The sequence below is a fragment of the Phreatobacter sp. genome (assembly GCF_016793595.1).
Lineage (GTDB): Bacteria > Pseudomonadota > Alphaproteobacteria > Rhizobiales > Phreatobacteraceae > Phreatobacter.
On sequence record NZ_JAEULY010000027.1, the window covers coordinates 29,816 to 47,225 of the forward strand.

General features: G+C 65.2%; 15 protein-coding genes. All 15 read right to left on the minus strand.

The features are described from left to right. Window positions 1–15: 15 nt before the first annotated feature. The 15 genes from JNK84_RS21765 to JNK84_RS21835 all read right to left on the minus strand — a co-directional run bounded on the left by JNK84_RS21765 (window position 16) and on the right by JNK84_RS21835 (window position 17,336). Window positions 16–1,398, minus strand: a complete 1,383-nt coding sequence (locus tag JNK84_RS21765) for an FAD-dependent oxidoreductase (RefSeq protein WP_293428187.1) — start codon at window positions 1,396–1,398, stop codon at window positions 16–18. Beyond that, window positions 1,395–1,748, minus strand: a complete 354-nt coding sequence (locus JNK84_RS21770; protein WP_293428189.1) for an ArsR/SmtB family transcription factor — start codon at window positions 1,746–1,748, stop codon at window positions 1,395–1,397. Before JNK84_RS21770 ends, JNK84_RS21765 begins: the two co-directional genes overlap by 4 nt. Window positions 1,749–2,261: 513 nt before the next feature. Next, window positions 2,262–3,047 (minus strand): SDR family NAD(P)-dependent oxidoreductase, encoded by a 786-nt coding sequence (locus JNK84_RS21775; RefSeq protein ID WP_293428191.1) that lies wholly within the window; start codon window positions 3,045–3,047, stop codon window positions 2,262–2,264. A 164-nt stretch (window positions 3,048–3,211) separates the two neighbouring features. Beyond that, window positions 3,212–4,054 carry an HpcH/HpaI aldolase/citrate lyase family protein gene (locus tag JNK84_RS21780; RefSeq protein ID WP_293428193.1) on the minus strand — a complete coding sequence of 281 codons (843 nt, stop codon included), beginning with the start codon at window positions 4,052–4,054 and terminating at the stop codon, window positions 3,212–3,214. Window position 4,055: 1 nt separating this feature from the next. Further along, window positions 4,056–4,517 (minus strand): MaoC family dehydratase, encoded by a 462-nt coding sequence (locus JNK84_RS21785; RefSeq protein ID WP_293428195.1) that lies wholly within the window; start codon window positions 4,515–4,517, stop codon window positions 4,056–4,058. A 3-nt stretch (window positions 4,518–4,520) separates the two neighbouring features. Then, window positions 4,521–6,488 carry an ATP-binding protein gene (locus tag JNK84_RS21790; RefSeq protein ID WP_293428197.1) on the minus strand — a complete coding sequence of 656 codons (1,968 nt, stop codon included), beginning with the start codon at window positions 6,486–6,488 and terminating at the stop codon, window positions 4,521–4,523. Window positions 6,489–6,490: 2 nt separating this feature from the next. Continuing rightward, window positions 6,491–8,092, minus strand: a complete 1,602-nt coding sequence (locus JNK84_RS21795) for an acyl-CoA carboxylase subunit beta (RefSeq protein ID WP_293428199.1) — start codon at window positions 8,090–8,092, stop codon at window positions 6,491–6,493. A gap of 29 nt (window positions 8,093–8,121) precedes the next feature. Further along, window positions 8,122–9,333: a phenylacetate--CoA ligase family protein gene (locus JNK84_RS21800; protein WP_293428201.1), complete on the minus strand. Its 1,212-nt coding sequence runs from the start codon at window positions 9,331–9,333 to the stop codon at window positions 8,122–8,124. 8 nt (window positions 9,334–9,341) lie between these two features. Beyond that, on the minus strand, window positions 9,342–10,139 hold the full coding sequence (locus JNK84_RS21805; protein WP_293428203.1) for an ABC transporter ATP-binding protein: 798 nt from the start codon (window positions 10,137–10,139) through the stop codon (window positions 9,342–9,344). Between the two features lie 16 nt (window positions 10,140–10,155). Beyond that, window positions 10,156–11,349, minus strand: coding sequence for an ABC transporter substrate-binding protein (locus tag JNK84_RS21810; RefSeq protein WP_293428205.1), 1,194 nt, complete (start codon window positions 11,347–11,349; stop codon window positions 10,156–10,158). Window positions 11,350–11,404: 55 nt separating this feature from the next. Then, on the minus strand, window positions 11,405–12,454 hold the full coding sequence (locus JNK84_RS21815; protein ID WP_293428207.1) for a branched-chain amino acid ABC transporter permease: 1,050 nt from the start codon (window positions 12,452–12,454) through the stop codon (window positions 11,405–11,407). Window positions 12,455–12,457: 3 nt separating this feature from the next. After that, window positions 12,458–13,357, minus strand: coding sequence for a branched-chain amino acid ABC transporter permease (locus JNK84_RS21820; RefSeq protein ID WP_293428209.1), 900 nt, complete (start codon window positions 13,355–13,357; stop codon window positions 12,458–12,460). Then, a complete protein-coding gene (locus JNK84_RS21825; RefSeq protein WP_293428211.1) occupies window positions 13,354–15,312 on the minus strand; it encodes an AMP-dependent synthetase/ligase in 1,959 nt (652 codons plus the stop codon). The genes JNK84_RS21820 and JNK84_RS21825 overlap by 4 nt, the downstream gene beginning before the upstream one ends. After that, window positions 15,309–16,103: an ABC transporter ATP-binding protein gene (locus tag JNK84_RS21830; protein WP_293428213.1), complete on the minus strand. Its 795-nt coding sequence runs from the start codon at window positions 16,101–16,103 to the stop codon at window positions 15,309–15,311. The genes JNK84_RS21825 and JNK84_RS21830 overlap by 4 nt, the downstream gene beginning before the upstream one ends. A gap of 69 nt (window positions 16,104–16,172) precedes the next feature. Further along, the gene (locus JNK84_RS21835; RefSeq protein ID WP_293428215.1) at window positions 16,173–17,336 is read right to left on the minus strand and encodes an acyl-CoA dehydrogenase family protein; all 1,164 of its coding nucleotides are present in this window, start codon (window positions 17,334–17,336) and stop codon (window positions 16,173–16,175) included. Window positions 17,337–17,410: the final 74 nt, after the last annotated feature.

Consider the following 17,410-nt stretch of genomic DNA (forward strand, 5'->3'; position numbering starts at 1 on the left):
CCATCCCCTCGGTGATCAGGCCGACTTGGTCCCGGAACAGCCGCAGCCGGACTCGCCAGCCTCCTTCGCGACCTCGTCCTTGGCGCAGCAGGCGGTCTCGGCCCTGACCGGAGGACCGCCACAACAGCCGGCCGCGCCGGCTGCCGGATGTGACACGCTGCACACGCCCGTCTCCGGCAGGACCAGTTCCACCCTGCGCGCCGCCTCGTGGTCGCCAGCGAGTTCCGCCGCGATGGAGCGCACCTGTTCGTAGCCCGTGAGCATCAGGAAGGTCGGTGCCCTCCCGTAGGACTTCATGCCGGCGAGATAGAGCCCCGGTTCCGGCTGGGCGAGTTCGCGGGCCCCATGCGGGCGAACTGTTCCACAGCTATGCTCGTTCGGATCGATCAGCGGCGCGAGCAAGGGCGGGCAATCGAGCGCCGGGTCGAGGGCCAGCCGCAGTTCGGACAGGCAAGAGAGGTCCGGACGGAAGCCCGTGGCGACGATCATTTCATCGGCGAGAACTGCCGGACCGTCGGTTGGCGAGCCAGCGCCGATCCGCAAGCCATCCCCTGTTTCCGCGATATGAGACACCCGGAAGGAGGTGCGGACCTCGATGCGGCCTTGCCGGATGATGTCGGCGACCGCGGAGCCCAATTCGCCGCGGGCCGCCAGCGCGTCATTGGCTCCGCCCCCGAAGGCCTTGCCGATATCGTCCCCGCGGATCATCCAGACAACGCGGGTACCCGGCGTCTCGCGAGACAGCCGCTCCAGATCGAGGACCGTCCCGACGGCAGAATGCCCCGCGCCGAGCACGGCAACGCTCCTGCCGGCATAGCGCCCGCGCTCCGCGCCAAGCACGTCCGGCATTCCATAGGTGATCCGCCGGGCCGCCTCCCGTTCGCCGACCGCCGGCAGGCCGTTTGCCCCGGCCGGGCTGGGGTTCCACCATGTTCCGCTCGCATCGATAACGGTATCGGCCAGCAGCGAACGCGTGCCTTCACCATTTTCGTAGCGCACCTCAAAAGGCGCGGTCTCGCGGCCTCTCGACTTCACCTTGTCGAACCCGACCCGGCTGATGCCGGTGACGCGGCTTCGGGTTCTGATCGCACCGGCAAGGGCGGTGCGCTCGGCGAGCGGCTTGAGGTAGCTCTCGATCAGTTCCGCCCCTGTCGGGTATTGCTCCGGATCAGGACCGTTCCATCCGGTCGCGGCGAGCAGCCGGGCGGCAGCCGTGTCGATATTGAACGCCCACGGCGAGAACAGGCGCACGTGGGACCATTGCCGAACCGCATGGGCCGCGACAGGGCCCGCCTCCAGCACAACCGGCTCCAGCCCGCGTTCGAGGAGATGGGCGGCGGCGGCCAGACCCACAGGACCTGCGCCAATGACGGCCACCCTCCTGACAGCGCGCGTCATGCTCTTTCTCCTCTTGCGCCTGCGTCGGTACTGGATTGGGCAGCTTCAGCCGGAGCGCAGTCGCACGCATCGGCACAGCATTCGGCCACGAGGAAATCGACGATGCCGCGCATCATCTCGTAATTGGCCCGGCAGATGAGCGTGGTGGCCTGTCGCTCCTGTGCGACGAGGCCGACAATGACGAGCGCCTTCAGGTGATGAGAAAGCGTCGAACCGGCCAGTTCAAGGCTCGCCTGAAGCTTGCCGACGGCCATGCCCGCATGCCCTGCCCGCACGAGGGACCGATAGATTCTAAGCCGCGTGGGGTTGCCAAGGGCCTCGAGCCGGACAGCTGCGTCGTCGATCATCATGATCGTATGATCGTCGGTGAAGGGCGGCCTGTAAAGTATATTTCTGGAAATATCGAAATAGTGTCCTCCAGTGCTCCTGGCGGCGTTCCCCAAGCCGCACCGCTACGAGCTGCGGTCAGCCAGCCTCAACCTGCGTCAAGAGGCGGCTTGCCACGCGCCGCGATGGCGGCGATCGCCGCCCGGTACTCGCCTTCCAGCGTCACGCGGAGAGAAGCTGCGGGCGGGAGGTCGCGGATGCCGCTCACGCCATGGCCCGCCGACCAGATGTGTTTCCACGCCTTGAAGTCCTCGGTCAGATCGAGATAACCGGGACCGTCGGCGGCCGCGAGAACACCGCCTTGTCGAGGGAAATGTGCCGGTGGGCAGCCGTCTCAGATCGACGCGGCGCCGACTGGTGAGAATAGCCGCCAGACCGAGCTTCTCATGAGATTGGAACGAGCCCGGATATCGATTTCCCTGGTGACAATGAAGTTGAGCGGTAAAGCGATTTCGCCGCCCGCATCGGCAATGCTCTCAGATCGCCGAGACTCCACCGGTAATGCTTATGGTCTGACCGGTCATTTTTGCCGCTGCCGGGCTGGCAAGAAAAACGACGGCGTCGGCCAGATCGGACGCCGTGACAATGCCGAGATTGGCCATCGTTTCAGCCTTGCCGAACAGCTTTCCCGCAAAGGCGTCGGCTTTCAGCTTTCCATAGAGCGGAGTGTCGCCCACGATGCTGGGGGTGAGGCAGTTGACTCGGACGCCATTGCGCTTGGCCTCCCAGGCCATGCCGCGGCAGAACATCGCAATGGCGGCCATGGCGGCGCCAATGACGGTCTCGCCAGGTGTTGCAATCTTGGCGGCATCCGTCGCGAAGCAGATCACCGCGCCGCCGCCTTGCCGCGTCATGTAGGGCAGCACCGCTCGCGCGGGCAGGATCACGCCGCTCGATATCTGGGTCATCGTCGGGACAATCTCGTCCAACGGGATAGTGTGCAGGAGCCGCGGCATGGGGTCTCCTCCTGCCGAGCTAACGAGAATATCGATCGAGCCCATTCTCGCCGCCGCGCCTTCGACCGTCGAAGCGACCTGATCGGGATGAGCCGCATCGCAGGCGACGAAATGGATGTCGGCACGCGGGAACGCGCTGCCGAGGTCGGCAGCCACTGCCGCGCCCCGGTCGCGATTTCGCCCCACGACGACCAGCCTTGGCAACCCCTCGCGCAACAGCGCGTTGGCGCTCGCCAGTCCGATCCCTGCCGTTCCACCGAAGATCAGCGCGCTGCTTTCGGCAATGGGTTTGGCTGAAAAGGTCATGAATGCCCCCGATCAGAAACGTTTGCTGAATCCATTCCTGCCCCCGCGCGCACCGGAGTAATTTCTGTCCGCCATGTCTGACGACGACGGCGCAGCTTGCTGGAATTGCGTCGCTGATCGCAGATCAGGCGGGACCGGCACCTGCGCTCCCTCCCGGTCAACACCTAGACGCCGGCCAAGATGCGTTTCGCGCGCGCTGCGTGCGGCGCATCGACCATCTGCCCGTCGACCAGCGCGATGCCGGAACTCGATGCCGCGAGTTTCTCCAGAACCTGGCGCGCCCAGGCGATCTCTGTGTCCGTGGGCCGAAAGACGGCGTTGATGACATCGACCTGGCTCGGGTGGATCGCAGCCTTTCCATCGAAACCGTCTCGCCTCGAGGCTTCCGCCTCCGCGGCCAGACCATCAAGGTCGCGCAGATCGGTATGCACCGCGTCGATGGCGAGTGCTCCTGCACGGCGGGCCGCCATGAGACAGAGATCGCGGGCAAGGCGGAATGGGCTGGAATATTGCCCTTCGGGGGTTCGATTGGCGGTGGCTCCCAGATCGGCAGCCAGATCCTCGCCGCCCCACAGCATGCCCTTCAGCCGGGGATGCACCCACGGAGCAGCCGCAAGCGAGAGGACGGATGCGATAGTCTCCGTCGCAACCGCGAGGATTCCGGTGTGCCCAGCCAGTGGCTCCAGTGGCGCCATTCTTTCCGCCAGTTCGATGACATCGCCCGGCCCCTCCGTCTTGGGCAGCATGACGAAGTGCGGCTGAAGGGGGACGATCGCGGCGAGATCATCCGCGCTCCAGGGCGTCCTCAGACCGTTGATGCGCACGGCCACCTTCGGGCTCTTGCGATCGCGCTCCTTGAGATGCGCAACCAGGAGCGCCCGCGCCTCGGCCTTGGCCGACTGCTGCACCGCGTCTTCGAGGTCGAGGATGACGACATCGGCTGCGCTGGCGACCGATTTCTCGAGCATCCTCGTCGAGCCGGCCGGCACGAAGAGAAAAGACCGCATTTCATCCGGCCTTCTGCGGCCGCATCATCATCAGCGCCTGGCGATCACAGATGCCGCACACGGCGCCGTCCTGGTTCAGGGCCTCGTGCCGAAGCGTCACGATCCCCTCGCCCGGCCGCGACTTGCTTTCACGCTTGGCCAGCACGGTCGTGCGGATACGGATGGTGTCGCCTTCGAAGAGCGGATGGGGGAACTTCACGTCGCTCATGCCCAGATTGGCGATCGTCGTGCCGAATGTCGTGTCGTTCACCGACATTCCGACCATCAGGCCGAGAGTGAAGAGGCTGTTGACCAGCGGCCGCTTCCACACGCTTCGCGCCGCCGCCGCGTTGTCGATGTGCACCGGCTGCGTGTTCATCGTGAGCAGCGAGAACCACTTGTTGTCAGCCTCGGTGATCGTGCGTGTCCATTCGTGCTCGAAGACACGTCCGACCTCGAACTCCTCGTACCAGAGCCCAGCCATGGTTCACTCCTCTTCCAGGGAATCGATGTCGACCAGCGGTGCTCCGGCGGCAACGGTCTCGCCGACCGCGCAGTAGAACCGCGCGATGCGACCGGCGCGCGGCGCTGTCAGTGTATGGATGAGCTTCATCGCCTCCATCTGGACAAGGCTTTCGCCCTTCTCCACGACGGCGCCGGGGACCGCGAACAACTGCGTGACCACGCCGGGAAGCGGAGCGCTGAGACGGTTTTCGTCAGCCCCCTCGCTCGCCACATCGGTCGTGGCATCGATGGCGAGGGAAGCGCGGGCCTTGATCACGAGAGCGGCAAGCGCGGCCTCGACTTCACTCGGCGCGACGCGGATGAGTGCCGGCTGTCCCGCGACAACCGTGGTGCCATCGTCAAACGCGACGCGTGTGTCGCCCGGGCGCTTCAACACGGTCACCGCTACCTCGCCGAAGTCATCGGAGAGCAGCACCTCGACCTTGGCCGGCCGTCCGGAGGATGTGACCCTGAAGGCGCTGCGGCGCTCCCACGGATCATCGACAATGGTGGGCTGCGCGGTCGCCCAGGCCGCGGCGGCTTCAGCGCGCAGTTGCTTCAGGGACGCGGCCGGCGGGGTCCATCCCTCGGCAAACTCCCGAGCGAGAAACCCGGTCGTGAGTTCGCCGGATATGAACGCCTCCCTCGTGGTGCAATCACGAAGAAAGGCGGCATTGGTGCCAACGCCGAGCACGGCGAACTCGTCCAGGGCTGCCGTCAGATTGGCGACGGCCACGTCGCGATCGGGCCCGTGCGCGATCAGTTTGGCGACCATGCTGTCATAGTGAAGGCCGACCTCGGAGCCTTCGGCAATGCCGGTGTCCAACCTCGCGCCGCGGGGGACGTACATGGCGCTGACGGTGCCTGTCGACGGCTGATAGTCGCGGTCAGGGCGCTCGGCCGCGATACGAGCTTCGATGGCGTGGCCCTTGAGCCGGATCTCCTCCTGGCGCGCTGGCAAGGGCAATCCAGCGGCAACACGAATCTGCCATTCGACGAGATCGATCCCCGTGATCGCCTCGGTAACGGGGTGCTCGACCTGCAGGCGGGTATTCATCTCCAGAAAGTACGGTTCGTCGCCGCCGGCATCCATGATGAACTCGACGGTACCGGCACAGGTATAGCCGATCGTTCGCCCGAGCCTCAGGGCGCGTTCGTAGAGCTTCTCGCGCACATGCTGCGGAAGATGGGGCGCCGGCGCTTCCTCGAAAACCTTCTGATTGTTGCGCTGGATCGAGCAGTCCCGCTCGAAGAGATGGACGAGATTGCCCTGCTCGTCACCGACAAGCTGTACTTCCAGGTGCCGCGGGTTCGCGACCAGTTTCTCGAGAAGAACGGCGTCGCTGCCGAAAGCTGCCCGCGCCTCGGCCTTCGCTGATTGCAGGGCCGACGCCATGTCCGCCGCCTCGGCCACCCGGCGCATGCCACGCCCGCCCCCGCCAGCCGATGCCTTGATCAGCACGGGGTAGCCGATGTTCTCCGCCTCCCGGACCAGACGCCCGAGAGACTGGTCATCGCCGAGATAGCCCGGCACGGTCGCGACACCGGCCGCCTCGGCGAGCTTCTTGGCCTCGATCTTCGATCCCATGGCCGCGATCGCCTCGGGAGACGGTCCGATGAACACGAGGCCCGCATCGCGGCACGCTTTGGCAAACTCGGCGTTCTCGGAGAGGAAGCCGTATCCCGGGTGAATGGCATCAGCCCCGGACCGGCGCGCGGCGTCCAGGATTGCCGATACGTTCAGATAGCTCTGTGCCGCTGCGGGCGGCCCGATCCGGATGGCCGCGTCGGCATCCCTGACGTGGAGAGCATCCGCGTCGGCATCGGAATAGACGGCAATGGTCGCAAGCCCGAGCCGCTTGCATGTACGGATCACGCGGCAGGCGATCTCTCCGCGATTGGCCACGAGGACCGATCGGATGGGGCGTGGCGCTATGGCAAGGTCGATCATGATCACATCCGATAGACGGGCCGGTGGCCAAGGCTCTGCGGCTGCATCGATCCCGTCGCCAGGCAGAGCGAGAGCACCGTGCGGGTGTCGGTCGGCGCGATGATGCCGTCGTCCCAGACACGGGCCGTGCAGAAATAAGGACTGGACTTCTCGTCGAACAGGCGGCGGAGGTCAGCTTCGTAGGCGGCAAGTTCTTCCTCGGTCGCCGGGTGGCGCGAGATGCTTGCGCGGCGGAGATCCATCAGCACGGAGGAGCCGACGTCCGGGTTCATTCCGCCCAGGCGCGCGTTTGGCCACATGAACATGAAGCGTGGCCGGAACCCGCGGCCGCACATCCCGTAATTGCCGGCGCCGTAGGAGCCTCCGGTGACGAGCGTGTAGCGCGGCACGCGGGTGTTGGAGACAGCGTAGACCAGCTTGGCGGAGTTCTTGGCGATGCCGCCGCGCTCCGCATCGGAGCCAACCATGAAACCCGTTGTGTTCTGCAGGAACAGCAGGGGAATGTTCCGCTGGTCGCATAGATTGATGAAATGGACGCCCTTGAGCGTGCTGTTGGAAAACAGGACGCCGTTGTTGGCGATGATCCCGACCGGAAAGCCGTCGATATGGGCGAACCCGCACAACAACGTCTCGCCGAACTGCGGCTTGAACTCGTGAAACTCGCTGCCGTCGACGATGCGCGCGATGATTTCGCGCTGATCGAGCGGTCGCGACAGGTCGGTGCCTACGATGCCGGGCAGTTCCGCCGCATCATAGAGCGGATCGCGCGAGGCAATACGGTTTGCTGAGAACGGCTGCGGGTAGCTGAGCGCACCCACGATATCGCGGAGCTTCGCGATCGCCGCGCGCTCGTCGACTGCGTAGTGATCGGAGACGCCTGATACGGTCGTGTGCATGAGCGGGCCGCCGAGCGTGTCGCGATCGACCACTTCGCTGATGGCGGCACGAACGATCTGCGGGCCACCGAGATGGATCGAGGAATTCCCGGCCACCATGACGAACTCGTCGCACAGGACTGGAATGTAGGCGCCCCCGGCGGTCGATTCACCAAAGACCGCGGCCAACTGGGGGATGCCCTCGGCCGACATGCGGCTCTGGCGGTAAAATGTCCCGCCGAAGTGGTCCTGGTCGGGAAACACGTCTTCGAGGTTCTGCAGATTGGCCCCGCCGCAATCCACGAGGTAGACGACCGGCAGACGGTTCTCCTGCGCGATATCCTGGGCGCGGATGTGCTTGCGAACCGTCTCTTTGAAGAACGACCCGCCCTTTACCGTCGCGTCGTTGGCGATGATCACGCAGGTCACGCCGCGGATCGTTCCGACCCCCGTTACGATGCCGGCAGAGGGGAGACTGTTGTTGTAGAGGCCCCAGCCCGCGAGCGGAGACAATTCGAGGAACGGCGTCATGGGATCGATCAGCAGGTCGATCCGATCGCGCACCAGGAGCTTGTTCCGCTTGTGATGCCGTTCGATCATCTTCGCGCCACCACCCGCCAGTGCCCAGTCGAACTTGGCATGGAGGTCGGCGAGCGTTGCCCTGTAGGCCTCCGCGTTCGCCTGAAACGTCGGATCACTGGGATTACAGCGGGTGACTAGCTGTGCCATGGATGTGCCTGATCTCAACTTCGCCGGCGCTATGAGGCGAGGACCGATTGGCCCTCGGAAATGGAATTGGAGTGGGTGAACTCCTGAGGAGTTCCAACACGCGCGACCTGATCCGCGCGCAGGCGGGTAAGGCTCCGGAAACAGTTGCCGATGACCTCGTCATCGACCTGGCAGCCGGGTGCGATGAGCACTTCAAGCGTGATGATCTCGCGGCTGCCCCGTCGTCCGACATGGAGCCGCGCTTCGTTGACCGCCTCCAGTTTGGCGCTCAGTTGCCGGAGATGGTCGGGGTAGACGAATATCTCGCGGATCTTGCGCGCGGCGGCCACGCGCCCCTCGACGGACGCGAGCCATTCGACACCCCCGTCGGCTGCGAGGGTCGCGGCACGTCCGAGGTCTCCCGTACCGAAGCGAATGAGCGGCCAGCCTGGAACCAGCGTGGTGACGACGACCTCTCCGGCTTCGCCGACTGGCAGCGGAGCGCCCGTCTCGGGATCGCAGATCTGGACGTATCGATCTGGGTGAACGCGATAGCCTTCGCGCCCTGCGACCTCATAACCGATCAATCCAAAGTCCGCTGTGCCGTAGCAGGTCCAGGTTTTCAGCGCGAAATCGCGCTCGAGCGCATCGCGCCTGGAAGACCAGTCTCCGAGCTCGCCCGCGAGAAACGCGTGGCGAAGCGACCAGTCCTCGGGAATCTGCCGGCCTGACCGTCGAAGCTGGTCCACGAGTGTTGCGAAGTTCGCGGCACTTCCGAGGAAGGCGGTAGGGCGAAGCGAGATGACGAGGTCCGCCAGGAGTTCGGTATTGCCCGTTCCCGCGGGGATGACCGTGGCTCCACAGGCTCTCAACGCCTTGTCGAACAGGAGCCCGGCGGGAACGAGATGATAGGACCAGGTATTGAGCGCGATATCGCCCGGCCCGATCCCGGCTTCCTTGAACATTGTCTGCATGCCGTGCCCGCTGCCGTCATCGACAGGCGAAGGCTCGATGATCGGCCCGGGCGACACGTAGATGTGGCCGATCTCGGCGACATCACTCGCGAGGAAGCCGCCGAAGGGAGGTTCGGCCGCCTGCAGCGCGAGCAGCTGTTCCTTCTTCAGCACCGGGATGCTGTTGAGTGCGTCAGGCCCCAGAATATCTTCTGCTCGAAGCCCCGCGGCGGACAGCCGTCTGCGGAGGCCCGGAGCCTTCCGGGCAGCAGCTGAATAGACGTCGCGAATGCGCGCGAAGGTGTCCATGACCAGCCTCAGCCCAGCCACCGCTTGCGGCGGCGGTAATGCTTGATGTTGCGGAAGCGGTCCCGGCCTTCCTGGCCCGAGAAACCCAGGTAGAACTCCTTGACGTCCTGGTTGTTCTCAAGCTGCTCGCGCGTGCCGTGAAGCACGATGCGACCGGCTTCCATGACGTAGCCGTAGTCGCACTGGCGAACCGCGGCACGAGCGTTCTGCTCGACCATCAGGATGGTCAGCCCCTCGTCCCGGCGGATGCGTCCAATCGTCTCGAAGAGCTGCTCGACCAGGATGGGGGCAAGGCCCATCGAAGGCTCGTCGAGGATGAGGAAGCGCGGCTTGGCCATGAGCGCCCGACCCACGAGGAGCATCTGCATCTCGCCGCCGGACAGATATCCGGCGGTTCGCTGGAGCAGCGCAGGGAGCCGCGGGAAATAGCCGAACACGCGCTCCAGATCAGCCTTCACCTCCCGGCGGTCGGAGCGCAGGTGCGCCCCGACCATCAGGTTCTGTTCCACCGTCAGATGCTCGAGGACCTTGCGGCCCTCCAGCACCTGGACAACGCCCTGCCCGAAGATGGCGGTCGCATCCGCATTGCGGATGTCCTTTCCGTCGAGCAGGACTTGCCCGGCGGTTACTTCGCCGAGCTCGGCATGCAGGAGGCCCGAGACGGCCTTGAGTGTGGTCGTCTTGCCCGCGCCGTTCGAGCCGAGGATAACCACCATGCTGCCGTCGGGAACCTCGATGCTCACCGACCGCAGGACCTGGATGACCCCGGCATAGACGACATCGACATTGGTCAGAGACAAGCCCATCACCAAGCCTCGCTGCTTACCACTTGGTGATCGCGGGAACGTCGATCCATCCGCCACCGATCGGGACGATCTGACCGTTGCGAACCACTTCGGCGGTCGCCCGGATCTGGCCGATCGGAAACGGGGCGGTGGTGTCGAAGTCGAGCGTCGGCAACGCGCCGAGCAGTTCCTGCTCGGTGTAGACGTTGTCGAGCAACGCCTGCCGCATGGCTTCGCCCGTGACGTTATCGCGACCGACCTTGGCCACGGCCCGCTCCAGCACGCGCAGGGCAAGGAGCGCCTGCGCGGCAGACTGCGCGGTAATGAGGCCCCAGCTGCCTTCCTTGCGGTAGCGGTTGAAGATATCGCGGATCGGCAGGTTGTCCTGCGCCGGCGAGGCGAAGGAGAAGGCCGAGTAGAAGCCCTCCATGTCGGCCAGCGCGGTGCCCTTCGACGCCTCGCTCAGCCCGTTATGGGTGGAGGTAATGACCGGGATGCGGGCGCCGAGTTCCTTCAACGCACTGGCGGTGGCCTGAACCTGCGCCGTCGTGCCGCCGACGACGATGACGTCGGCGTTCTGGCTGATGATGGTCCTGACGCTGCTGGTGAGCGAGACCGGCGCGGTGTCGGCCCACTGGGTGTCCAGCATCTCGAAGCGGTCGGGATAGGCCCGCGCCATCTGCCGCAACCCGTTGATCTGGTCGACGAAACCCGCCTGGTTCTGCGTGCTGATCGAGGCGATCTTCAGCGTCCGCCCCTTCTCCTGCTGCATGCGGGCCAGCAGGCCGCCGAATTCGTGGCTGTAGGTCGGGCGGATCGAATAGTGCCAGCCGTCCGCCGACCAGACGAGGCCGACCATGGCCGTGCCGATCAGCATCGGCACCTTGTCGTTGGGCAGGCGACGCATCAGCGTCGTCAGATCTGGCGAGCCGAACCCGAGATGCATGATCGGCTTCTCGGAACGCAGGATCGATGGCCAGGTACGGGCGATCACCGCCGCGTCATAGCGCATGTCGTGGATCGAGAGCTTGACGGTAACGCCGAGACGCTTGCCCACCTCCTCGTTCCACCAGTCGGTGATGGTCTTCACCCCCGACATGGCGTTCGGCATGACGTTGGCGAAAGGCCCCGAGAAATCGGCACTGACGCTCATGACATACTCGGCTGCAGTCGCGGGCAGACTGGCGACGAGCCAGGCCGCTGCGGCGATCAGTTTCGTTCTCAGCTTCATCGGTCTTCCTCCCTGTGGTTCCGGTTCGTGCCGGTTTGCCGCCTCGCCGCCCCGCTCAGTTGCGCGGGAAGGGCCAGATCTGGAATGCGTTGCGCAGCACCGCCCAGCGATGGGCGAGGCCACGCGGCTCGAAGATGAGGGCGAGGAGGATGCAGCCTCCCAGGATGATGGAGGTCAGCGCGAACAGCGTGCCGCCGCCGCCGGCTCCCAGCTGCATGAGCGTGTTGGCGACCTTGTGCAGGCTTTCCTGCACGACTGTGATGAAGACCACGCCGAGGATCGCGCCGAGCGGCGAATGCAGGCCGCCGACGATGAGCATGCCGAGGTACCAGACCGAGGCGAAGAGCGTGAAGCTGGAGGCCGTCACGAACTGCAGGACATAGGCCATGCAGGCGCCGGCGACGCCGGCGAAGAGCGAGCCGACGAAGAACGACATGACCTTCACCCGAAGCACGGGAATGCCCATGACCTCGGCGGCGACGTCATTGTCGCGCACGGCGATCATCGCCCGGCCGAACCTTGAATGCTGCAGCCGGAACACCGAGACGGTGAGGATCGCGACGATGGCGAGCGTGAAATAGTAGAGGTGGGTCGGCGAGCCGAAGTCGAAGCCGAAGAGGCTCAGCGGCTCCACCGGCAAACCTGCAAGCCCGCCCAGCGCCCCCGCGGGCAGCGCGTAGATGATGATCGGGAACATGGCCTGAGCGGCAAGGGTGGTGAGCGCCAGATAGAGGCCCTTCACCCGGGCAGCCGGGAGCGCGAACAGGATCGACACGAGGCCCGTGCACAGCGCCGCGACGGGGATGACGAGCAGGACCGGCAGGCCGTAGCCGGAAAGCTTCGCCGCGACGAAGGCGCCGACACCGACGAACGCCGACTGGGCGATGTTGATCTGCCCGGCCATGCCGACCGTGACGTACAGTCCATAGACGGCCATCAGCGTGATGAACATCTCGCTGGCGATGCCGGTGAGATAGGCGCCGACGAAGAACGGCGCGACGAGGAGCCCGGCGGCGAGCGCCAGCATCCAGACCCGCGACCTCGGCGTCTTCAGGACGCGCGTCTCGGCGGCGTAGCTGTCGAAGTGAATGCCCGTGGGAAGCATGGCTCAGAGCCTTTCGATGCGCTTCCAGCCGAACAGCCCCTGAGGCCGGACGAGCAGGACGGTGATCATCACCACGTAGGGAAGAAGGCCCGAGGCGGCGCCGTTCGTCAGCGGGTCGAGATAGGCCATGGCGAGAGCCTCGCCGATGCCGATCAGAACACCCGCGAGTGGCGCGCCACGGATGGATTCGAGCCCGCCGAGAAGGGCCACGGGCAGCGCCTTGAAGCCGATATGGGCGACCTCCAGCGACACCACGCGCCCCGACAGCAGCACGATTGCCGCGGCGGTCGCGACAAGCGTGCCGAGGATCCAGGCCGTGGCGATCGCGGAGCGCACGGAAACGCCGAGCGACATGGCGGTGCGGTGGTCCTCGGCGACGGCGGCGAGGCGCAGTCCCTGCCGCGTGCGGGTGAAGAAGGCGTGAAGCCCCATCGCCAACAGGAGCGAGAACAGCCCGCCGATCGCCAGCGGCGTGGAGATGAGGAACGGCCCGAGGTGGAACGCTCCTTCCGGCAGGATGGCGGGGAAGGCGCGGGTGTCGGCGGTCCAGATCAGCTGGGCCGTGCCGCGCAACATGATCAGCAGCGCGACGCTCGCCATGAAGATGGCGAAGGCGGGCTGGCTGATGAGCGGACGGAACACGAAGCGCTCCAGCAGGAGGCCGAAGGCGATGCAGGCGGCGAGCGTCATGGCGAGGCTGATCACCAGCGGCACCTGCCAGCCTGCGGCCTTCATGCCGGCCGTGAAGGTCCACAGCAGCAGTGCTCCGATGACGAGCACTTCGCCCTGCGCGAGATTGACGATGCGCGACGCGCGATAGATGACCACGAACGAGATGGCGACGAGGCCGTAGACGAGCCCGACCAGCGCACCCTCGATGAGGATCTGGAACAGCTTGATCATGCCGGCACTCCCATTCTGTTGATGGCGACCGGCGCGTTCAGCTTGCTCGTGGTTCCATCCTGGTAGCGGACCTCGATCTCCGTGCGAATCTCATCCCGACCGCTGTAGAGCGCATCGATGATCGCGCTGTAGCGGTCGTGGATCTGACCCCTTCGGAGCTTGCGGGATCGCGTCAGCTCGGACTCATCGGCATCCAGTTCCTTCGGCAGGTTGGCGAAGGCTGAAATTCGGGCGCCGGGGTCCAGGAGCCGGTTGACGTTCTCGATCGCTTGCGAGACCTCCCGCCTGACTTCGTCCAGCTGGCTGAGTTCGGGGAACGTGCCGTAGGCCAGGCCCTTCAGTTCGGCGAAGCGGCCGGCGATCTCGGAATCGACGTTGATCAGGGCCACGACGCTGTCGCGAGCCTCATCGCCGATGACGACGGCGTCGCGGATCAGCGAGGCCGCGCGCAGGTGGTTCTCGATGAACTGGGGCGGGTAGGACTTGCCGCTCTTGAGGGCCCGCAGGTCCTTCAGGCGATCGAGGAAGACCAGCTCTCCTGTCTCGTCGATCCTCACGGCATCGCCTGTCTCGAAGCCGTCGAGGCCGGAACCCATTTCCTTCGTGGCATCGGCATCATCGAGATAGCCGGAGAACGACAGGACCTTCAGGCGGAGCTGCCCGCGCTCATCGATCCAGGCCTCGATCGGCTGCGCGACAGAGGGATCGGACGGCATGAGGCTGCCAAGCGAATGGGCATTGCGGCTGCCCGGCCTGTGAGTGGAGATCAGCCCGAGTTCGGTCGACCCGTAGAGATTGCCGAGCGGCACCCCGAAGGCTCTGAACCGCTCGAACAGCTCGGCGGACAGGCCGGCGCCACCCGACAGCACGGCGCGCGCCTGGGTCAGCCCGAGAACGTCGCGCACTCCCTTCAGAACGAGGAGATCGGCGATCTTCCACTTCAGGCCGCTGAGCAAGCCCTGGGTCGAGCCACGGACGCGTGCGAGCCCCTGTGCAAGACCCCAGCGGTAGAGGCGCTGACGCCAGCGGCCCGCCGCCATCATGCGGGCCTCGATACCGGAAGCCTGCATCTCCCACTGGCGGGGGGTGAACATCAGGAATTCCGGCCCGATCTCCCGCAGATCGTGCTGGATGGTGTTCGGCTTCTCGGCGAAGTGCAGCACCAGGGGTGCCAGCAACGGCAAGGCTATGCCGAAGAACTGTTCAGCCGCCCAGGCTGGTGAGATGTAGGAGAGGTAGTTGCCGCCCGGGCGAACGTTCAGCGCGCCCATCAGACGGTGCGCGTTGTCGAGAATGAAGGCGTGCGAGAGAATGGCGGCCTTCGGCCGCGACGTCGTTCCGGACGTGTAGCAATAGGCCGCCGGCTCGTCCGCCCTGCCCTCGGCGATGCGGGCATCGACCCAGCCGGGTGTTTCGAAATCCGCCCCTTCCTTGATCAGGTTGGCCAGCGATGTCAGGCGCGGATCGTCGTAGGACCACAGGCCGCGCTCCTCGACGAAGACCACGCGCCGGATCCGCTCGATACGCGACAGGCAGTCCAGGATCTTGTCGACCTGCTCCTGGTCCTGGCCGAGGGCCATGACCGCTCTGGAATGGTCCAGCGCATAGTGGAGTTCGTCGGTCGGTGCGTCGGGATAGACGCACACCACGATCGCGCCGATCGACTGCACCGCGAGTTCCGTGATGAACTGCTCGGCGGTGTTCTCGGAGATGAGCGCGACGACCTCCCCGCGCTTCAGCCCGATCGCGGCGAAGCCGCGAGCGACGTCTCGGACCTCGTTCAGGACCTGGCCCCAGTCGCGCCGCTGCCAGATCCCCGCCTTCTTGAATTTCAACGCTGGCGAGCGCGAAAACTGGGAGGCATTGTCGCGCAGGAGTTGGGGAAGGGTTCGCCCGTCGGATCGGCGCAATCCCTCCCCCGGTGGATCGGCGTGAAAGATGTGCGGTCCGCTCATGCCGCCTCTCCGAGATAGGCGTCGATGACAGCGGGATGGCTCCTCACCTCGTCGGGAGTGCCGCAGGCGATGACCTGACCGAAATCGATCACGGTGACGCGATCGGAGATCGACATGACAACTTCCATGTCGTGCTCGACGAGGACGACGGGGATGCCCATTCCCTCGCGGATGTCGAGGATGAAGCGGGCAAGATCCTCCTTCTCCTCATTGCTCATGCCGGCCATGGGCTCGTCCATGATGAGGACGGCCGGTTCGAGGGCCATGGCGCGGCCAAGGTCGACCCGCTTGCGCATGCCGTAGGACATGTCGCCGACATGGGTGTGCCGCTGTTCTTCAAGTTCGAGAAACTCGATGATCCGCTCGGCCTTGACTGCGAATTCTTCTTCTTCCCGTCGTGTCGGTCCCCACCACAAGAGCGCCGAGAGGGGCCCGGTTTTCATCTGCATGTGAAAGCCGGAAAGGATGTTCTCGCGTGCCGTCAGCGAGGGATAGGTCTGGATGCCCTGAAAGGTTCGGCTGATGCCGCGTGCCGCGCGACGGTGCGGTGAGAGGCCGGAAATGTCCTCGCCCTCGAAGCGCACGCTGCCGGACTGGGGCTTGTAGAAGCCAGAGAAGCAGTTGAGGAGGCTGGATTTTCCAGCGCCATTGGGCCCGATAACGGCGTGAATTTCGCCCTCCGACACGGTGAGCGAAACGGATTTCAAGGTCTCGACGGCACCAAAGCGCAGGCAGAGTGCATCTGCCTCAAGCACCGCCCGCCTGGCTGTAGGCAAGGCCTGCATGGTCATGGCTTCCCCCTTCGGTGGCGCGAGCGGCGCGCCACCGTTGTCCCGTTCTTGTTTTTCAGCGTCAGATGTTCAGCGGAACGTCACGTCCAGACCGCACTCGCGCGCGATCAGGAGAGCCTGGATCTGCGAGCTGCCGTCGCCGATCGTGCAGATGCGATTGTCGCGCAGGTACCGAGACGGCGGGCAATCGTCCATGTAGCCCCATCCGCCATGCACCTGGATTGCCATGTTGGCGACCTCGGAGCCTGTCTCGGTGGCATGAAGCTTGGCCATGGACAGGGCCATCAGGTCGTCCTTGCCCGCATCGACGCCCCACGCGGCGCGATAGGTCACCAACCGGGCGCTATCGACCTTGAGCGCCATCTTGGCGATCATCTCCTGGATCAACTGCAGCCGGCCGAGCGAGCCGCCGAACGCCTGGCGCTCCTTCGCATAGGCTATGGCATGGTCAAGGCTGGCTTGAGCAAGGCCCAGGGAGCACGCCGAAAGGAACAATCGCGCCGCCTGATAGCCCTTGTGGAGCACCCAGCGGCCGCCATTGACCTTGCCGACGATCGCCGATTCCGGCAGCTGGCAGTCATCGAGATAGAGAGGCCGGGTATCGTTCGAGCGCCAGCCCATCTTCCGGTATTTCTCACCCTGCGTGTAACCGCTCGTGCCGTGGGGCACGAGGAACAGCGTGAATTTCTTGTCCTGCGCGTCCCGGGGGCTCGACACCGCAAGGATGATGGCGAAGGACGAGATATCCGTGCCAGGGTTGGTGATGAAAGCCTTCTCCCCCGACAGCGACCAGAGCCCGTTCCCAAGGTCGGTTGCACGGGTCTTGAAGCCCGCGGTATCGCTGCCGGCGTCCGGCTCGGTGCCGGCGATCGAGCAGATCTTCTTCCCGGAGACGATGTCAGGCAGCCACGTGCGCTTTTGCTCGTCCGTTCCAAAACGCGCGACCGTCAGGCCCGTTGCCATGGACACCATCGCCGCGACCGCCAGCGACTGATCAGCTCGAGCCACTTCCTCGATGGCCAGGACCGCCTCGAAGACACCGAGACCCATGCCTCCATATTCCTCGGGGAACGGGATGGACATGACCCCGAGCTCACCGAGCTTCTGATAGAGGTCGACAGGAAACTCGGCGTTGCGGTCAAGCTCCTCGGCGCGAGGCGCGATCTCTGCCTGCGCAAAGGTGCGCACTCGCTCCTGCAGCGCAATCTGGTCCGGGGAGAGGTCGAAATTCACGTCATCCTCCAAGTCTGATCTGCAGCCCGGTTGCGGGTCAGCAATATTATTGGGTCCGCATGCGGACCGAATTC

What these genes read in the sequence shown, in the direction of transcription:
- JNK84_RS21825 (WP_293428211.1), bottom strand. Translation starts at nt 15,312, where the DNA reads ATGAGCGGACCGCACATCTTTCACGCCGATCCACCGGGGGAGGGATTG.
- JNK84_RS21815 (WP_293428207.1), bottom strand. Translation starts at nt 12,454, where the DNA reads ATGCTTCCCACGGGCATTCACTTCGACAGCTACGCCGCCGAGACGCGC.
- JNK84_RS21795 (WP_293428199.1), bottom strand. Translation starts at nt 8,092, where the DNA reads ATGGCACAGCTAGTCACCCGCTGTAATCCCAGTGATCCGACGTTTCAG.
- JNK84_RS21770 (WP_293428189.1), bottom strand. Translation starts at nt 1,748, where the DNA reads ATGATGATCGACGACGCAGCTGTCCGGCTCGAGGCCCTTGGCAACCCC.
- JNK84_RS21830 (WP_293428213.1), bottom strand. Translation starts at nt 16,103, where the DNA reads ATGACCATGCAGGCCTTGCCTACAGCCAGGCGGGCGGTGCTTGAGGCA.
- JNK84_RS21810 (WP_293428205.1), bottom strand. Translation starts at nt 11,349, where the DNA reads ATGAAGCTGAGAACGAAACTGATCGCCGCAGCGGCCTGGCTCGTCGCC.
- JNK84_RS21775 (WP_293428191.1), bottom strand. Translation starts at nt 3,047, where the DNA reads ATGACCTTTTCAGCCAAACCCATTGCCGAAAGCAGCGCGCTGATCTTC.
- JNK84_RS21805 (WP_293428203.1), bottom strand. Translation starts at nt 10,139, where the DNA reads ATGGGCTTGTCTCTGACCAATGTCGATGTCGTCTATGCCGGGGTCATC.
- JNK84_RS21790 (WP_293428197.1), bottom strand. Translation starts at nt 6,488, where the DNA reads ATGATCGACCTTGCCATAGCGCCACGCCCCATCCGATCGGTCCTCGTG.
- JNK84_RS21785 (WP_293428195.1), bottom strand. Translation starts at nt 4,517, where the DNA reads ATGGCTGGGCTCTGGTACGAGGAGTTCGAGGTCGGACGTGTCTTCGAG.
- JNK84_RS21780 (WP_293428193.1), bottom strand. Translation starts at nt 4,054, where the DNA reads ATGCGGTCTTTTCTCTTCGTGCCGGCCGGCTCGACGAGGATGCTCGAG.
- JNK84_RS21800 (WP_293428201.1), bottom strand. Translation starts at nt 9,333, where the DNA reads ATGGACACCTTCGCGCGCATTCGCGACGTCTATTCAGCTGCTGCCCGG.
- JNK84_RS21820 (WP_293428209.1), bottom strand. Translation starts at nt 13,357, where the DNA reads ATGATCAAGCTGTTCCAGATCCTCATCGAGGGTGCGCTGGTCGGGCTC.
- JNK84_RS21765 (WP_293428187.1), bottom strand. Translation starts at nt 1,398, where the DNA reads ATGACGCGCGCTGTCAGGAGGGTGGCCGTCATTGGCGCAGGTCCTGTG.